Source organism: Pseudooctadecabacter sp. (genome assembly GCF_020627745.1).
Classification (GTDB): domain Bacteria; phylum Pseudomonadota; class Alphaproteobacteria; order Rhodobacterales; family Rhodobacteraceae; genus Octadecabacter.
Genome location: NZ_JAHDGE010000001.1, coordinates 51,080 through 65,325, shown reverse-complemented (window position 1 = coordinate 65,325; position 14,246 = coordinate 51,080). Strand labels below are relative to the sequence as shown.

Below are 14,246 nucleotides of genomic sequence, written 5' to 3'. Positions count from 1 at the left end.
CTAGTCCGGGATCGTCTTGCCCGGGTTCAGGATGCCGTGGGGGTCCAGAACACCTTTGATTTTTCGCATCATATCAAGGGCCGTTGCATCCTTGCGGCGGCGCATCGTGTTCAGCTTGGACAGGCCGACACCATGTTCGGCACTGAAACTGCCGCCCAAGCTTTCCACGACGTCCTCAATCGCCTCAACGATCCGGTCCTTCAGGTCGGCCTCATCCGCGGACGGGTAAACCCCGTAATGGATATTTCCGTCGCCCAGATGGGCGATGTAGAAAGGATCGGCCTTGGGGTCGATGCGTGCAACTTTCGCAGTCGCGTCATCAAGAAAGGTTTGCACCTTGTCCAAAGGCACGGCCACGTCGGTGTCGACGATGGGCTGGCGCCAGAACGTCAGCTCTGCTGCGGCTTCGCGGCGTTCCCACATCTCGGTGCGCTGCGCCTCGTTTTGGGCGATGGTGGCATCGAGGATCTGGCCCGTCTCCATCCCGGCGGCGAGTTCGGTCTGCACGATATCGGTGACATCCATATCTGTTGTCGTCGCCACCTCGATCATAATGTTGATCGCGTAGGATTTGGAAAACGGCGGACGTGATTTTTCCACCCGCCCCAGATGCACGTCGATGTAGTGTTTGGGCATATACTCGAATGCCTCGACTGCCCCGCCGGTCGCGTCTTGCAGGCGGTTCAGCAGCGCCAGCGCCGCATCAAGCGATTTGGGGGCTGCCATCGCCGTCACACGGTTGCGGGGCTTCGGGGCCAGTTTCAGGACCGCCTTGGTGATGATGCCCAACGTGCCCTCGGACCCCACCAGCAACTGCCGCAGGTTCAAACCGGAATTGTCTTTGTGCAAGGCTGACATGAGATTGACGATCCGCCCGTCCGCCAGAACGGCCTCAAGCCCCAGCACCATGTCGCGGGTATTGCCATATCGAAGAACGTTCGACCCGCCGGCATTGGTGGACATTGCACCACCGATCATCGCAGACCCTTTGGCCCCGAAGGTCAGCGGAAAGATAAGCCCCTGTGCCTCAGCCGCGTCATGCAGGCGCGACAGAATAACCCCGGCATCGACGGTCGCGGTTCGTGTGGTGCTGTTGACCTCATGGATGGTGTTCAAACGGTCAAGCGATACCATGACGCCGCCCGGTGCATAGGTACCGCCCACCAGACCAGTATGACCTGATACAGGCGTCACGGATTGTCGCCGTTCATGGGCCAGTGCCATGATCTGGCTGACCTCTTGGGTTGAGGACGGGCGCAACACGACACCGGGTTCAGCGCAATATTTTCCTGTCCAGTCCTTTGACCACGGTGCGGTGTCGGCCCCGGTCAGCGCATAGGCGTCCCCGATGATTGCCGCGAAGTCCTGAACCAGTGCCATATGTTTGGTCTCCCCCCACCAAGAACGGCAGACTACGCAACCTGCGCGTGATGTCAAAAGTTTGGTTCGAGACGGGGAAGGTGTGGTGGCGTTACCTGGATTTGAACCAGGGACCTAACGATTATGAGTCGTTCGCTCTAACCAACTGAGCTATAACGCCATGCACAGCGCGCGGAATAGTCGGACGGGGCCGTGCTGTCAAACCGATTCTGACGGTTTTTGGCGCGGTGTCATCGTCGGGCGAACGTCCACTGTGTGGTCTGCGTGACAGGGGCGTCCGGTGTCACATCAACAGACGGAAAACGGGGATGCGCAGGTGCGTCGGGCCAGACCTGACATTCGATGGCAAGGGCTGAATAATCGGGCCTGTCATCATAGATGTGCACACCGGGTTCCGTGGTCGCGACGGTCATTTCAACTGTGTCCGAAGACAAAGTCAGGACCGGTGTCAGGTCACGCCGGGCATCGGCCACAACGAAGGTGTTGTCATAGGCAGTTTCCCCCAGAACAAGCGGCGTGGGGCTGCGGAAATCAAACGCAGTGGCGTCAACGGGCCTGATTTCTCCTGTGGGCAGGCTTTCGTCGGTTGTCGGCAGGTAGCTTTCGGCATTGATGCGCAGAATGTGACCCTCCATGCCCGCATCGCCGCTTAGGTTCCAATAGCTGTGGTTGGTGGCATTGACGTAGGTGTCCTCGTCTGTGGTTGTCGTGATCGACAGGGTCAGCGCGGGTCCCGCAGAAAGCGAGAACTGCGCCGTGAAGATCCTGTTGCCGGGCAGGCCGAAATCCCCGTCAGGCACCGACAGGCTGAGGGTGAGAGTGGTGTCCGTGCGGTCCTCTACCGACCAAATTCGGGTTTGAAGGCCACGGGTGCCGCCATGTAGCGTGTGTTTGCCGATAAAATTGCGCTCAAGCTGATGTTCAAATCCGTTTATGGTGGCCGTTCCGCCAGAAATCCGGTTCGCCACTGGACCGACAATCGCCCCGTGATAGCGCATCTCGCCTTCGTAATCGGCGATCGTGTCGGACCCGACCGTCAGCGAACGATTGATCCCGTCCAGACGCACATCCTGAACGATGGCCCCATAGGTCAGGATGGTGACAGACAGGCCATGACCGGTGAGGGGGATAGCATGAACATCCTCGCCCCGTTTTGTGGTGCCGAACGGGGTCATAGGGCCTCCCAATGGACACCTGCGGCGGGAATTTCGGTACTGTTCCAAGTCAACGGTTCGGGCGCATAGTTAAAGACGAAGCGGTGCGTGTCCGTATCGCGGAGGCGCAGCCCGTCGGGAAGGGTGTGATGGGTCAGGCCGATTTCGTCACACAGATCGCGCAGAATCGTTTCCCACGTGGAATCATCGGGCCAGCCCGCGAGGTAGCGGACCGTGTCACCAGCGATAGCGGGGATGCCGTCTGCGGTGCGCAAACGAACGGTGGCACCGCCTTCCAGAACCTCACGCCAATGGACGAACTGGCCGCCGTTTTCCAATGGGATGGATGCCTGCGGCGGGATGGATTCCGTCAGCGTCACGGTCACATCAAGCCCGTCGACGTTGGGTCCCATCGGTGTCGGGATTGAGATGTGTTCGGTCTTGGTATCCGTCCGCGGCCCGATCAGTGACAACGTTGTCCCGAGCGCCTTTTTCAAGGGTGCGCTCAGGGCCATGATGCCCGGTGCCAGCGCGAATTTGTAGTCCGACAGGTCTGTCGCATTTGGCGGCACGATGTCCACGTTCAGGCCAAGGCGGCGGCAGGCGCGGTAGGCCGCGAAGGCCAAACGGAACTGGTCAAAATCGGCACCTTGGGGCTGAGCCTCCCACGCCCATGCGCTTTCATAGTCGAAGACGAGGGCCACATCCGCCTTGGCGGTGCCCACATCTGGCATGTCTTCAATTTCGCGGGCGACTTGCAGACATTCGGCCAAGGCGGGGGCATCGGCGCTGTCGGGGCGCAGAAGGCCCGCGTGCATTTGTTCTTGCGCAAAGGGGGCCTGCCGCCAGCGGAAATAACACACGGTTTCTGCACCGTGTGCAAACGCCTCCCACGCCCAAAGACGCGCCATGCCGGGCAAGGGGGCCGGGTTGTAGGGCGCCCAGTTCACGGGGCCGGGCTGTTGTTCCATGATCCACCAGCGCCCGCCTGCAGGCGACGGGTTGCCACCGGCGCGGCCCACTGCGCGGTAAAGGTCGTGGTGAAAGGCCTGATTGTCGGGATGGCCTTGGCGCATGAAGCGCGCTTTGAAATCGGGATCACCCTCAAGCCGGTCAGACAGAAACCCGATGGGGTAGCTGTCCCAACTTGCGATATCCAGATCCGCCCCGACCTTGAAGTGATCGAAAGACGTCTCACGCCCCATGTAGTTGTGGATGATCGGCGCGGTGGACCGTTCGCGGATCTCAGCCACCTGTTCGCGGTTGAAGTCAGCGACCATGTCCGACGAGTAGCGGTAGAAATCGAGCACGTGGGGGTGGTTGGGTTCTGTGACCGTCAGATTGGGCAGATCAATGTCCGCGAAATCGTCGTATTCCATGGACCAGAACACATTGCCCCAAGCGCGGTTCAGCGCATCAGGGGATTGGTATTTTTGCGCCAGCCACTGCTGGAACCCTTGGGTGGCAGCAAAAGAATAGCTGCGCGTGGTGTCGTGGCAGGCGTATTCATTGTCTGTCTGCCATGCGGCGATATGGGGGTCTTTTCCGTAGCGGTCCGCCAAGATCGCGGTGATGCGTTTGCTTTCGGCGCGGTAGCCTTGGTGGCTGAAACAATAATGACGGCGCGATCCGAAACCGCGTGGGCGGCCTTCGGCGTCGACGGCCAGCATGTCGGGGTGTTTGTCCAGCATCCAACGGGGCGGGGTTGCGGTGGGCGTGCCCAGAATGACCTTGAGGCCCGCAGCCCCCAGCGTGTCGATGGCGCGGTCCAGCCAGTCAAAGTCGAACTGGTCGGGTTTTGGTTCAATCCGCGACCATGCGAATTCTCCGATCCGCACCCATGAAATCCCCGCCGCAACCATGCGCGCGGCATCGTCGGCCCAGATGTCTTCGGGCCAGTGTTCGGGGTAATAGCAGACGCCGAGGGTGCGTTTCATGTCAGGGCTCCGGACTGGGGGCAGGGTCGGGATTTGAGTTTTTCTGGCCAGATGAAGGGGGGACCAGCGTTACAGAATGATCTGGTGTTCGGCTTGGCCCACGGCGTCCACGGGTGTGGCAAAGGTTTTGCCATCATCATCCCCGATCAGCCCGTCTGCCGCAGATGTGCAGAACAGGGTCTTGAGGTCGGGGCCACCAAAGGCGGGGCAGCTCGTTTGAACACCGGGGAAGGCCACGGTCTGGGTCAGCGTGCCGTCGGGGGCATAACAGGCCACACGGTTTGCGCCCCATTGGGCATTCCAGAAATTGCCGGAGGCATCGACGACAGCGCCATCGGGGCCCCAATCGGTGCGCCCGAAATCCAGCCAAACCTCGGCGTCGCCCACGGGCCAGCCGTCAATTTCGCCCAGCTTCTGGCGCATGATTTTGCGCGTGATCGTATCGCAGAAGTAGGCGCAAGCCCCGTCGGGGGCAAAACAGATCGCGTTCGAGATTGTGATGCCCGCGTGCAGTTTGCGCACTTCGCCTTTGTAGAACCGATAAATCGCGCCTGCACCCGGTTCGGCATTCAAACCCATCGTGCCGATCCAGAACCCACCCCAAGGGTCCGCGCGCCCGTCATTGGAGCGCGTCACAGGGTTATCATCCTCGATGGCGGCAACCATTTCGGTCGTGCCCGTCGCCAGATTCAGAAGGTGCAACCCAATGCTGTCAGCCATGAACAAAGTGTCATCGTCAACCCAACCCGCCGCAGATACATAGTGGTTGAATTGCCAGTGACGGCCCTTGATGTGCAGACGTTTGGACAGGATGTCGAACCAGAACAACTCACCCCGGTCGGGGTGCCACAATGGGCCTTCGCCCAAGGCACATTTGGTATCATCATAGATCATCGCATTAGCCTACAGCGGTATCATAGGCTGCGACAATGTCCTTGGCGCGTGCCGCGATGTCGGCGGTGGACATACCCGGTTTATAAAGGGCCGATCCGATGCCAAAACCATCGGCGCTGGCGTCGATCCATTCCTTGAAATTCTCGGGGCCTGCGCCGCCCACTGCGTAGACCTGAGTGCCTTTGGGCAGCACCGCGCGAATGGCCTTGAGGCCGTCCGGCCCAAGAAGCGATCCGGGGAAGATTTTCAGCCCATCGGCGCCGTTTTTCAGGGCGGCGAAACATTCGGTCGGGGTCATGACGCCTGGCCAGCTTTGCATACCGGCGGTTTTGGTGGCGTGGATGACGCGCGGGTCCATATTGGGGGACACGATCAGTTTGCCACCCGCCTGGTCGACGCGGTTGACGTCTTCGACACTCAGCACCGTGCCGGCCCCGATAAGCGCCTGTGACCCGAAGGCATCGGCCATGGCTTTGATGCTGTCGAAGGGATCAGGGGAATTCAGCGGCACCTCGATTGAGGTGATGCCCGCGTCGATCAGGGCCTCGACGGCCGGAACGGCCTCTGCCGGGGTGATGCCGCGCAGGATGGCAATGAGGGTGCGCTGGGTCATGGGTTAGCCTTTCAACAGGGCTTGGGCGGCTTTGATGCCGGCCAGTGTCGTGGATTTTGCGTCGGCCCGTGCGGCAGCAACGCCTTGAGCCACAAGGCCGGACACATAAGGCGCTGAAATGGCATCGGCGCCTATGATCGCGACCTGCTGGCCCAGCCAATAGGGTTTTGCGGCGGCCAGTTCGGCCCCGATGAGAAGTCCGCTGAGCTGAGCGCGGGCGGTGATGGTGTCCGTCCCGTGAACCAGTTGCCCCGCGCGCAAGGAAAACAGGCGTGCGGCCATGCCTTCGGGTTTGGACAGGGTTTGCGACATCGCGTCCATGAATGCGTCCTCATCCCAGCCGGTGGCGGCAATGGAATGGCGCAGCACGGATTGGCCCGACAGCAGGGCGAACATCTCACCGGTCATGAAGGTGCGGAAACTGACGACTTCGCCGGCAGAGACATGGACCCATTTGGTATGGGTCCCGGGCAGACACAGGACACCGTCCCAGCCGTCGTTCTGGGCCAGAAAGCCCGCGATCTGGGTTTCCTCGCCGCGCATGACATCGGCCGGGTCCATCTGGCGAATACCGGGGATGACGTGCACGGTCAGGCCTGCGCGTTTGACAGGGGCCGTAACCATCGTGTCGGGGCAAACGGCGCAGGGGGCCGTTTGGTAAGGCGCTTCGATCCATCCCTGCCGTGACCCGACCATACCGCAGGCGACCACGTGATCAGCGGTGTCCAACCACTCTGCCGCAAGACCTGTCAGCACCCCTTCAAACTCTGATGGCCCGAGCTGGCCCATGCCCTGGTCAGAGGTTCTTTCGCCCAAAACCGTGCCATCGGCGCCGATGGCCCACAGACGCATGTTCGAGGTTCCCCAATCCGCAGCAAGCCAGGTCGGTGTCATAGGCGCTTTCCTTCCAGAACCCACATGGTGTCGGGGAATGACCATGGCAAGGTTACGCCGTGATGCATCAGGTACGCACCGGAAACCTGTATCGGTCCTTCCTTCAGGGCCGGCATCCCGCGTGACAGGTGTGACGCGGTCAGGCGGTTGGCCAGATTGACCTCATACATGGAATGCGGGTTCAGACCGGTCAGCCGCAAAGGGCGCGGCGCGATCTGGGCAGAGGTCGCGGCCTTGCCCGCAAACACCACGAAACGTTCCCCGTCGCGGGGCATTTGCTGTTCGGCGATGACTGCGGGGTCCTGGCTGTCGAGGCGCAGGATGTCGGCGTCTTCCATCCAGTCGCGGTTGTGCTTCCACCAGCTAGTGACCTCGGTCAGGACGCGGGTTTCATAGTCGTCCAACTCGCGCGGGTCCATTTCGAACCCCATGTGGCGCTGGGCAGCGACCCAGGCCCGGAATGAAATATCAAACATACGGCCGGAGGTGTGACAGCGGCGGGGTCCAACGTGGCTGCCGGTGATGCTGAGCGGCAGGAACAGGGCCGCATTGTGCTGGATGTTGAGCCGTTCCAAAGCATCGTTGCTGTCAGACAGCCAGACACGCTGCGTGCGCTGAAGGATGCCGAAATCAATCCGGCCCCCGCCCGAAGCGCAGCTTTCAATTTCCACATTCGGGAATTGTTCGCGCAACCGGTCGATCAAACGGTAGGACCCGCGCGTCTGGGCCGCATCAGGCATGGGCAGCACGCGGTTGTGGTCCCATTTGATGTAGTCGATGTCGTGATTGGCCAGAATGGCGGACATGCGGTCGTAGATGAAATCGCGCACTTCGGGCAGGGCCATATTGATGGCCTTTTGTTGACGTCCCAGCAACTGGTCTTCCGCCCCCAGCGCCCAATCGGGGTGGGCGCGGTGGATGTTGCTGTCGGGGTTGATCATCTCGGGCTCGAACCAGATGCCAAAGGACATGCCGAGCGATTTCACGTGATCAATCAGGGGCGTCAGCCCGTCGGGGTATTTGCGGGGGTCGACCTCCCAGTCGGACAGGGCACGGGTGTCGTCATCGCGGTTCCCGAACCAGCCGTCATCCAGCACAAAGCGTTCCGCGCCCAGTTTGGCCGCGCGATCGGCAATATCGCACAGCACGTCGAGTTTGTGGTCAAAGTAGACCGCTTCCCAGCAGTTGTAATGCACAGGGCGGGGGCGGTCCGGTTTCGGCCAGGTTACGATCCGGTCACGGACATGGCGCTGGAAGGACACGGCACAGCCGTTCAGACCTTCGTTGGAATAGGTCATATAAAGGGGCGCTGTGGAAAACTCGGTCGAGGCTTCGTGCTCCATCCGGGCGGCGTGTCCCCATTGGATCTGGCGGCGTCCGTCAGGCAGTTCCTCCGCCACCATGCGGTGACCGCCCGACCAGCCGTAGTGAAAGGCGTAGGCTTCGCCTTGGGTATTGGTGGCCCCGCTGCAGGGGATGATCAGACCGGGGAAATGTTCGTGGCCGGTCCGGCCCGTGCGGTTTTCGCGGTAGCGGATACCGGGGGACCACGCCGTGCGGTTGGTCTGGAATTCACCACACCAGCGGCCGGTGAAATCAATCATTTCATCACTGGCCTGCGGGGCGGGTACGACGGGGGCGGCCAGCCAGTGCAGATGCACGGGGCTGTCGGTGTTCAGCACGGTCTTGGACCGGATGATGTGGGTTTCCGCATCGGTGATAAATTCAAACGTCAGCGTCAGTCCGTTGCCTTCGTCGCGGTAGCGGATTGTCAGGTCTTTGCCGTTCTCAACGCTTTCAAAACAGAACTTCGGCAGCAGCGGTGTGCCGTCCTCGGACCGGACGATCAGACCGGGTTGGCCCGGAAAAGTGCGCGATGCTTCGGGGGACAGGGACAGATCGGGGTTCTCGTCCAACATCCCGCCGGTGACGTCGATGGCATGTGCGTTGTGCAACGTTACAAGGTCTTCGCCCAGCGGCAGGCGTTCGCCCCAATAGACGACCTGTGGCAAACGTTCACCGGTGGCGGTGATGACCATGGTCTGGCGACCATCATCAAGGCGCCATGTGTGGTCTACGGGTTTGCGTTCGACGCCAGTGTCGCCAATGGGGAGGCCTGCGGCGGGTGCATCCGCCGCAGAAGTCGAAATCGTTGTCATGTCTGTTCCGTTACTTACTTAACAGCGCCGAGTGTGAGGCCCGCGATGAAGTGCTTCTGCATCAGGAAGAACATCGCAACGGGCGGCAAGGCGGCCACAATGGAGCCGGCGGACATCAAATGGTATGCCGCACGGTACTGCGAGTTAAACGAGGTGATGCCTGCTGTCACGGGCTGACTGTCCGGACCTTGGGTCAAAACGATTGCCCAGAAGTAGTCATTCCAGATGAAGGTAAAGATCAGCACCGCAAGGGCCGCCAACGCAGGTTTCATCAGCGGCAGAACCACGTAGAGGAAAATGCGCCACTCTGCGACGCCTTCAACGCGCGCGGCCTCGATCAGGGGGAACGGAAGGGCGCGGATGAAATTGCGCATGAACAAGGTACAGAACCCGGTCTGGAACGCCACGTGAAACAGGATCAGGCCTGTTTTCGTGTCATAAAGGTTCAGCGACAGGGTCAGGTCACGGACCGGCACCATCAGGATCTGGAACGGCACGAAGTTGCCGGCGATGAACATGAAAAAGATCAACAGGTTGCCGCGGAATTTATACACGCCCAGCGCAAAGCCGGTCATCGACGACAAGGCCACAGCACCGATCACGGTCGGGATCGTGATCATGAACGAATTCAGCAGATACCGCGGCATATCGCTTTCGAAAAAGACTTTGCCGTAGTTGTTGAACATCTCGAACGAAGACGGGATGCCCCAATAGTTGCCGTTGGTGAAATCCGCATCCGGTTTGATGGAGAACACAGCCACAGCAATCAGCGGCAGCAGCCAGATGATCAGGACGACGGGCAGCAGCCATTGATAGGTGATCTGCCAGCTGCGGGACGTTTTTTCGATAGGTGTCGGAAACATCAGCGTGCCCCTTTTTCGTCTTGGTACATGGACCACAGGAAGTAGGTGATGAAGCCCAGCATGATGAAGAACAGGACCACCGCGATGGCCGCGCCATAGCCCATGCGGAACCCGAATTCAGACAGCGATTCTTCGAACATGTAGAACGACAGCACGCGGGTGGACCCGAACGGCCCGCCGTTGGTCATCACGGCGATGAAGTCAAAGGACCGCAGCGCGCCGATGATCGTCACGACGAAGGCAATGAATGTCGCAGGCTTCAGTTGCGGGATAATAACGTACCACAGCATCTTGTGGCCCTTGGCACCGTCCAGACGGGCGGCTTCGACCTGTTCGGGGTCAACGGCGTTCAGACCGGTGAGGTACAGGATCATGCAATAGGCCGTCTGCGGCCACAGACCGGCGGCGATGATGCCGTAGGTGGCGCTGTCGGGACTGCCAAGGATGTTGTACGGCCCAAGGCCGAACACGCCAACGACGTTGTTCAAAAGACCCTGATCACCGGGCAGGTAGAACCATGAAAACACAAGGCCCACCACCACTTGCGAAATCACGAAGGGGAAGAAGAACAAGGATTTGTACAGACGGATGCCGCGCACCGTCTGGTTCAGGAACAACGAGATGAAGAGGCCCATGGGGATGGCCAAAAGGTACAGCACCAGCCATTTCAGGTTGTTCCAGAACGACACCTCAAACTTGCGGTCCCCGCCCAGCAAACGTTCGTAGTTGCCAAGGCCAACCCATGTCTTTTCGCCCAGACCGTCCCATTGGTGGAACGAAATCCAGAACGACTGAAAAATCGGGATGATAACGTATAAGGCGAAAAACAGAATGCCGGGCAACAAGAACAGCCAAGGCGTCACCGCAATTTCGTTTTCCTTATACCAGCTGCGCTTTACTGGCGGATGGGTATCAGGCACGGCGGGTGCGGTCATGGCTTGGTCTCCTGACGGTCAACACATGTGAAAATCGCTGGCGCGGCTTGCAGATGGATTGATGCGAAGGGCAGGGGTGAGGGCGGACCAGATGGCCCGCCCCCGGTAAGTCAAAGCTTACTGGTAGATGCGCTGACGTGCTTCTTCCAGACGGGCCAGGATGTCGTCACGGTTCTCGGGGAACACCATGAACTCCTGCAGGCCTTCCATGCCCACAGATGCCATCTCGGCTGGGAAGTCACGGTCGAAGAACTGAGCAACACCGCCCTGGGCGTTGTTGGACAGCATATCGAAGCCCTGCTCCAGGAACTCGTCTGCGTCGACGCCGGAGTCAGCGTTGATTGGCAGCTGACCCAGTGCATCGCCGGAGTTGATTTCCGTCTGAACGTCGGCAGAAGCGACGAAGGACAGGAATGCGCGGGCGTTGTCTTTGTTGGACGCCTGAGCCGGGATGTGGAACGTATCCGTCGGGGCGTCTTCGCCCTGTGGAACGTCTGCGATCGTTGGGAACTGGTAGAAGTCGATCTGGCTATCGTCCAGACCGGCGTCACGCATAGGTGCCACGGCGAAGTTACCGATGAGGTAAGCTGTCGCGTCACCGTCTGTCATGAACTTCAACGCTTCCTGCCAGCTGTAGGACTGGTGGTCGTCGATAAAGGCGCCCATGTCGATCAGCTGAGCCCAGTTTTCGAATGTTTCGACAACGCGTGGGTCTGTCCACTCAACTTCGCCGCGGGCCAGTTCCATGTGGAAATCAAAGCCGTTTGTGCGCATGTTCATGTAGTCGAACCAGCCGCCAGCAGTCCAAAGGAACTTTGTGCCGATGGCATAGCACTTGCGACCGCTGTCGAGGATGACCTGACAGTTTGCGATTTCTTCTTCCATCGTGGTGGGCTCTTCAAGACCCAGCTCGTTGAAGATGTCTTCGCGGTAGTAGATGCCCCACTGGTAGAACGTGTAAGGCACGCCCCACTGCTTGCCATCAAGTGTCATGGCGCCTTTCACAGCGTCCAGACCTGGCAGGCTGCCGTCTTCGTACATGTCGGACACGTCTTCGAACAGACCGGCCTCAACGTATGGACCCATACGGTTGGCGGCATACCAGTTCACAACGTCAGGCGCGTCAGCGGTCAGGGCGTTGCGGATCTGTGTTTTCCAGGCTTCACGATCAACGATCGTCAGCTCGATGTTCAGGTCGGGGTGCATTTCCCCGAAGTCGGCCACAAGGCCTTCCATCACTGCACGGGGTGCAGGGTTGGACATATCGGATACGATACGAAGATCGCCGGACAGTGCGTGACCGTCAGCGAATGCGGATGTCGATGCGACACCCAAAGCGAGCGCCGCAACGGACGCTTTCATCATGGAATGCATGGTTTCCTCCCTTAGCTTCCATCTTAACCAGTCTCATTATTTGAAACTTGGTTTTGAATATTGAAATTTAATCGCGACTCGCCCATGGTTGTCAACAGGCGAGGTTGGAGGACCCGCCGAAATGGGAGGAATAACCGTGAGCGCGTCAGGCGACGGCACCGTTGGTAAGGCATTGGACGTCCTCGATCAGGTCGCATCCTATGGCCGTCCTGTACGGTTTGCCGAATTGCTGGCGGGCTCGGCCTTCCCGAAGGCCACGCTGTACCGGTTTGTTCAAACCCTCACGAATCAGCGGATGCTGTCGTTCGATCCGGAACGCGGGACCTATGCGCCAGGGGTGCGTCTGGTGCGGTTGGCCCACGCCGCGTGGCAAACCGCGTCACTGGCCCCGATTGCACGCGCACAGATTGACCAGCTGAGCGCGGATGTGGGTGAAACTGTCCATCTGGCACAGTTGGACCACGCTCAGGTGATCTACGTGGACAAACGCAACGCGGCCGAACCGGTGCAGATGTACAGCCAATCAGGCAAAGTCGGCCCAGCCTATTGCACCGGCGTGGGCAAGGCGATGATGGCCTATCTGCCAGAGCCTGAATTGGCCGTCGTTCTGGACCAGCAAAGCTATCATGCTTTTACGGACACGACCCATACATCGGCTGAAAGCCTGCGTCAGGAACTCGCCGATATCCGCGCCAATGGCTACGGCTTTGACCGCGAAGAACACGAACCCGGCATCATCTGCGTCGCGGTTCCGATCCTCACTGAAACGAACCGTGTGCTGGGCGCTTTGTCCGTCACCAGCACCACGACCCGCACAAATCTCGCGGGGCTGGAAAGCCTTGTCCCGCGCATCCAAACAACTGCTCAAGCCATATCGAAAGAAGCCAGTTCCTGGCACTTTCCGGCCACTGCGACAACTTCCTAAGAAAGGGGCCCACCATGTCCGGCGTAACTATGAACAAGGTCATCAAGAAATACGGTGACGTGCAGGTCATCCATGGCATTGATCTTGAGATTGATGATGGTGAATTCTGCGTCTTTGTCGGCCCATCGGGCTGCGGTAAATCCACGTTGCTGCGCATGGTCGCAGGACTGGAGGAAACGACAGGCGGGTCCATGAGCATCGGAACGCGGGACGTGACCCACATGGATCCCGCCCAGCGGGGCGTGGCCATGGTGTTCCAGACCTACGCACTTTACCCGCATATGACCGTGAAAGAAAACATGGGGTTCGGCCTGAAGATGAACGGCCACCCGAAAAAGGAGATTGAGGAAAAGGTGGCCGAAGCGTCGCGGATCCTCAAGCTTGATGACTACCTTGAACGCAAGCCTGCGGCCCTGTCGGGTGGTCAGCGCCAACGTGTGTCCATTGGCCGTGCTATTGTTCGTGGTCCGGAAGTGTTCCTGTTCGACGAACCGTTGTCCAACCTCGACGCTGAATTGCGGGTCGAGATGCGCGTGGAAATCGCCCGTCTGCACAAGGAGATTGGTGCCACGATGATCTACGTGACCCACGATCAGGTTGAGGCGATGACGCTGGCCGACAAGATCGTCGTGCTGCGATTGGGCCACATCGAACAGGTCGGCGCCCCGATGGAGCTGTACCGCGATCCTGACAACAAATTCGTTGCTGGCTTTATCGGTTCTCCTGCGATGAACTTCATCAAGGGCACAGCGGGCGACGGCGCGGTTGAGGTTCCGGGGCTGGAACAAACGATCCCGATCGGGATTGCACCGGCTTACAAAGGAAAGTCCGTGGATGTGGGTTTGCGGCCCGAACATCTGGCGATTGACCACGCAGGCGGCGCGCTGCGCGTGGACCTGGTCGAAAGCCTTGGTGGGGTCAGCTATGCCTATCTGGTCAGCCCGGCGGGTGACCGGATTGTCGTGGAGGAACGTGGCGATGAACGCGTCAGCGAAGGCCAGATGGTGGGCCTCACCTTTGAGACCAAACGCGTTTACCTGTTTGACGGTGAAACGGAAATGCGGATCCGCACTTGAATTCGGCGGGGCGCTCTAAAATTCGAGAATTTTAGACGTCTG

Annotated in this window: 12 protein-coding genes and 1 tRNA gene; 2 read left to right on the top strand and 11 right to left on the bottom strand. The window is 59.7% G+C overall.

All coding sequences use genetic code 11. The features are described from left to right. The 11 genes from QZ653_RS00330 to QZ653_RS00280 all read right to left on the bottom strand — a co-directional run bounded on the left by QZ653_RS00330 (position 1) and on the right by QZ653_RS00280 (position 12,203). Positions 1–1,380, bottom strand: a complete 1,380-nt coding sequence (locus QZ653_RS00330) for an FAD-binding oxidoreductase (protein WP_296416896.1) — start codon at positions 1,378–1,380, stop codon at positions 1–3. A gap of 83 nt (positions 1,381–1,463) precedes the next feature. After that, a tRNA-Met gene (locus tag QZ653_RS00325) sits at positions 1,464–1,540 on the bottom strand. Between the two features lie 70 nt (positions 1,541–1,610). Beyond that, on the bottom strand, positions 1,611–2,555 hold the full coding sequence (locus QZ653_RS00320; RefSeq protein ID WP_296416895.1) for an aldose epimerase family protein: 945 nt from the start codon (positions 2,553–2,555) through the stop codon (positions 1,611–1,613). Further along, positions 2,552–4,471, bottom strand: coding sequence for a beta-galactosidase (locus tag QZ653_RS00315; RefSeq protein WP_296416892.1), 1,920 nt, complete (start codon positions 4,469–4,471; stop codon positions 2,552–2,554). Before QZ653_RS00315 ends, QZ653_RS00320 begins: the two co-directional genes overlap by 4 nt. A 69-nt stretch (positions 4,472–4,540) precedes the next feature. Continuing rightward, the gene (locus QZ653_RS00310; protein ID WP_296416891.1) at positions 4,541–5,365 is read right to left on the bottom strand and encodes an SMP-30/gluconolactonase/LRE family protein; all 825 of its coding nucleotides are present in this window, start codon (positions 5,363–5,365) and stop codon (positions 4,541–4,543) included. Positions 5,366–5,369: 4 nt separating this feature from the next. Continuing rightward, positions 5,370–5,978 (bottom strand): 2-dehydro-3-deoxy-6-phosphogalactonate aldolase, encoded by a 609-nt coding sequence (locus QZ653_RS00305; RefSeq protein ID WP_296416890.1) that lies wholly within the window; start codon positions 5,976–5,978, stop codon positions 5,370–5,372. A 3-nt stretch (positions 5,979–5,981) separates the two neighbouring features. Next, a complete protein-coding gene (locus QZ653_RS00300; protein WP_296416888.1) occupies positions 5,982–6,872 on the bottom strand; it encodes a 2-dehydro-3-deoxygalactonokinase in 891 nt (296 codons plus the stop codon). Continuing rightward, positions 6,869–8,911 (bottom strand): alpha-galactosidase, encoded by a 2,043-nt coding sequence (locus QZ653_RS00295; protein WP_296417100.1) that lies wholly within the window; start codon positions 8,909–8,911, stop codon positions 6,869–6,871. Before QZ653_RS00295 ends, QZ653_RS00300 begins: the two co-directional genes overlap by 4 nt. Before the next feature lie 134 nt (positions 8,912–9,045). Next, positions 9,046–9,894 carry a carbohydrate ABC transporter permease gene (locus QZ653_RS00290; protein WP_296416887.1) on the bottom strand — a complete coding sequence of 283 codons (849 nt, stop codon included), beginning with the start codon at positions 9,892–9,894 and terminating at the stop codon, positions 9,046–9,048. After that, positions 9,894–10,829, bottom strand: coding sequence for a carbohydrate ABC transporter permease (locus QZ653_RS00285; protein WP_296416886.1), 936 nt, complete (start codon positions 10,827–10,829; stop codon positions 9,894–9,896). The genes QZ653_RS00290 and QZ653_RS00285 overlap by 1 nt, the downstream gene beginning before the upstream one ends. A 117-nt stretch (positions 10,830–10,946) precedes the next feature. Then, the gene (locus tag QZ653_RS00280; RefSeq protein WP_296416885.1) at positions 10,947–12,203 is read right to left on the bottom strand and encodes an ABC transporter substrate-binding protein; all 1,257 of its coding nucleotides are present in this window, start codon (positions 12,201–12,203) and stop codon (positions 10,947–10,949) included. 121 nt (positions 12,204–12,324) lie between these two features. Between QZ653_RS00280 and QZ653_RS00275 the strand changes: the two genes are divergently transcribed. Then, complete coding sequence (locus QZ653_RS00275; protein ID WP_296416884.1) at positions 12,325–13,128, top strand: IclR family transcriptional regulator; 804 nt, start codon at positions 12,325–12,327, stop codon at positions 13,126–13,128. A gap of 14 nt (positions 13,129–13,142) precedes the next feature. Further along, positions 13,143–14,204 carry an ABC transporter ATP-binding protein gene (locus QZ653_RS00270; RefSeq protein ID WP_296416882.1) on the top strand — a complete coding sequence of 354 codons (1,062 nt, stop codon included), beginning with the start codon at positions 13,143–13,145 and terminating at the stop codon, positions 14,202–14,204. Positions 14,205–14,246: the final 42 nt, after the last annotated feature.

Excerpts from the sequence above, each read along its gene's own strand:
- QZ653_RS00280 (WP_296416885.1), bottom strand. The coding sequence starts at position 12,203 with ATGCATTCCATGATGAAAGCGTCCGTTGCGGCGCTCGCTTTGGGTGTC.
- QZ653_RS00315 (WP_296416892.1), bottom strand. The coding sequence starts at position 4,471 with ATGAAACGCACCCTCGGCGTCTGCTATTACCCCGAACACTGGCCCGAA.
- QZ653_RS00270 (WP_296416882.1), top strand. The coding sequence starts at position 13,143 with ATGTCCGGCGTAACTATGAACAAGGTCATCAAGAAATACGGTGACGTG.
- QZ653_RS00310 (WP_296416891.1), bottom strand. The coding sequence starts at position 5,365 with ATGATCTATGATGATACCAAATGTGCCTTGGGCGAAGGCCCATTGTGG.
- QZ653_RS00295 (WP_296417100.1), bottom strand. The coding sequence starts at position 8,911 with ATGGTCATCACCGCCACCGGTGAACGTTTGCCACAGGTCGTCTATTGG.
- QZ653_RS00275 (WP_296416884.1), top strand. The coding sequence starts at position 12,325 with ATGGGAGGAATAACCGTGAGCGCGTCAGGCGACGGCACCGTTGGTAAG.
- QZ653_RS00290 (WP_296416887.1), bottom strand. The coding sequence starts at position 9,894 with ATGTTTCCGACACCTATCGAAAAAACGTCCCGCAGCTGGCAGATCACC.
- QZ653_RS00305 (WP_296416890.1), bottom strand. The coding sequence starts at position 5,978 with ATGACCCAGCGCACCCTCATTGCCATCCTGCGCGGCATCACCCCGGCA.
- QZ653_RS00330 (WP_296416896.1), bottom strand. The coding sequence starts at position 1,380 with ATGGCACTGGTTCAGGACTTCGCGGCAATCATCGGGGACGCCTATGCG.
- QZ653_RS00320 (WP_296416895.1), bottom strand. The coding sequence starts at position 2,555 with ATGACCCCGTTCGGCACCACAAAACGGGGCGAGGATGTTCATGCTATC.
- QZ653_RS00285 (WP_296416886.1), bottom strand. The coding sequence starts at position 10,829 with ATGACCGCACCCGCCGTGCCTGATACCCATCCGCCAGTAAAGCGCAGC.
- QZ653_RS00300 (WP_296416888.1), bottom strand. The coding sequence starts at position 6,872 with ATGACACCGACCTGGCTTGCTGCGGATTGGGGAACCTCGAACATGCGT.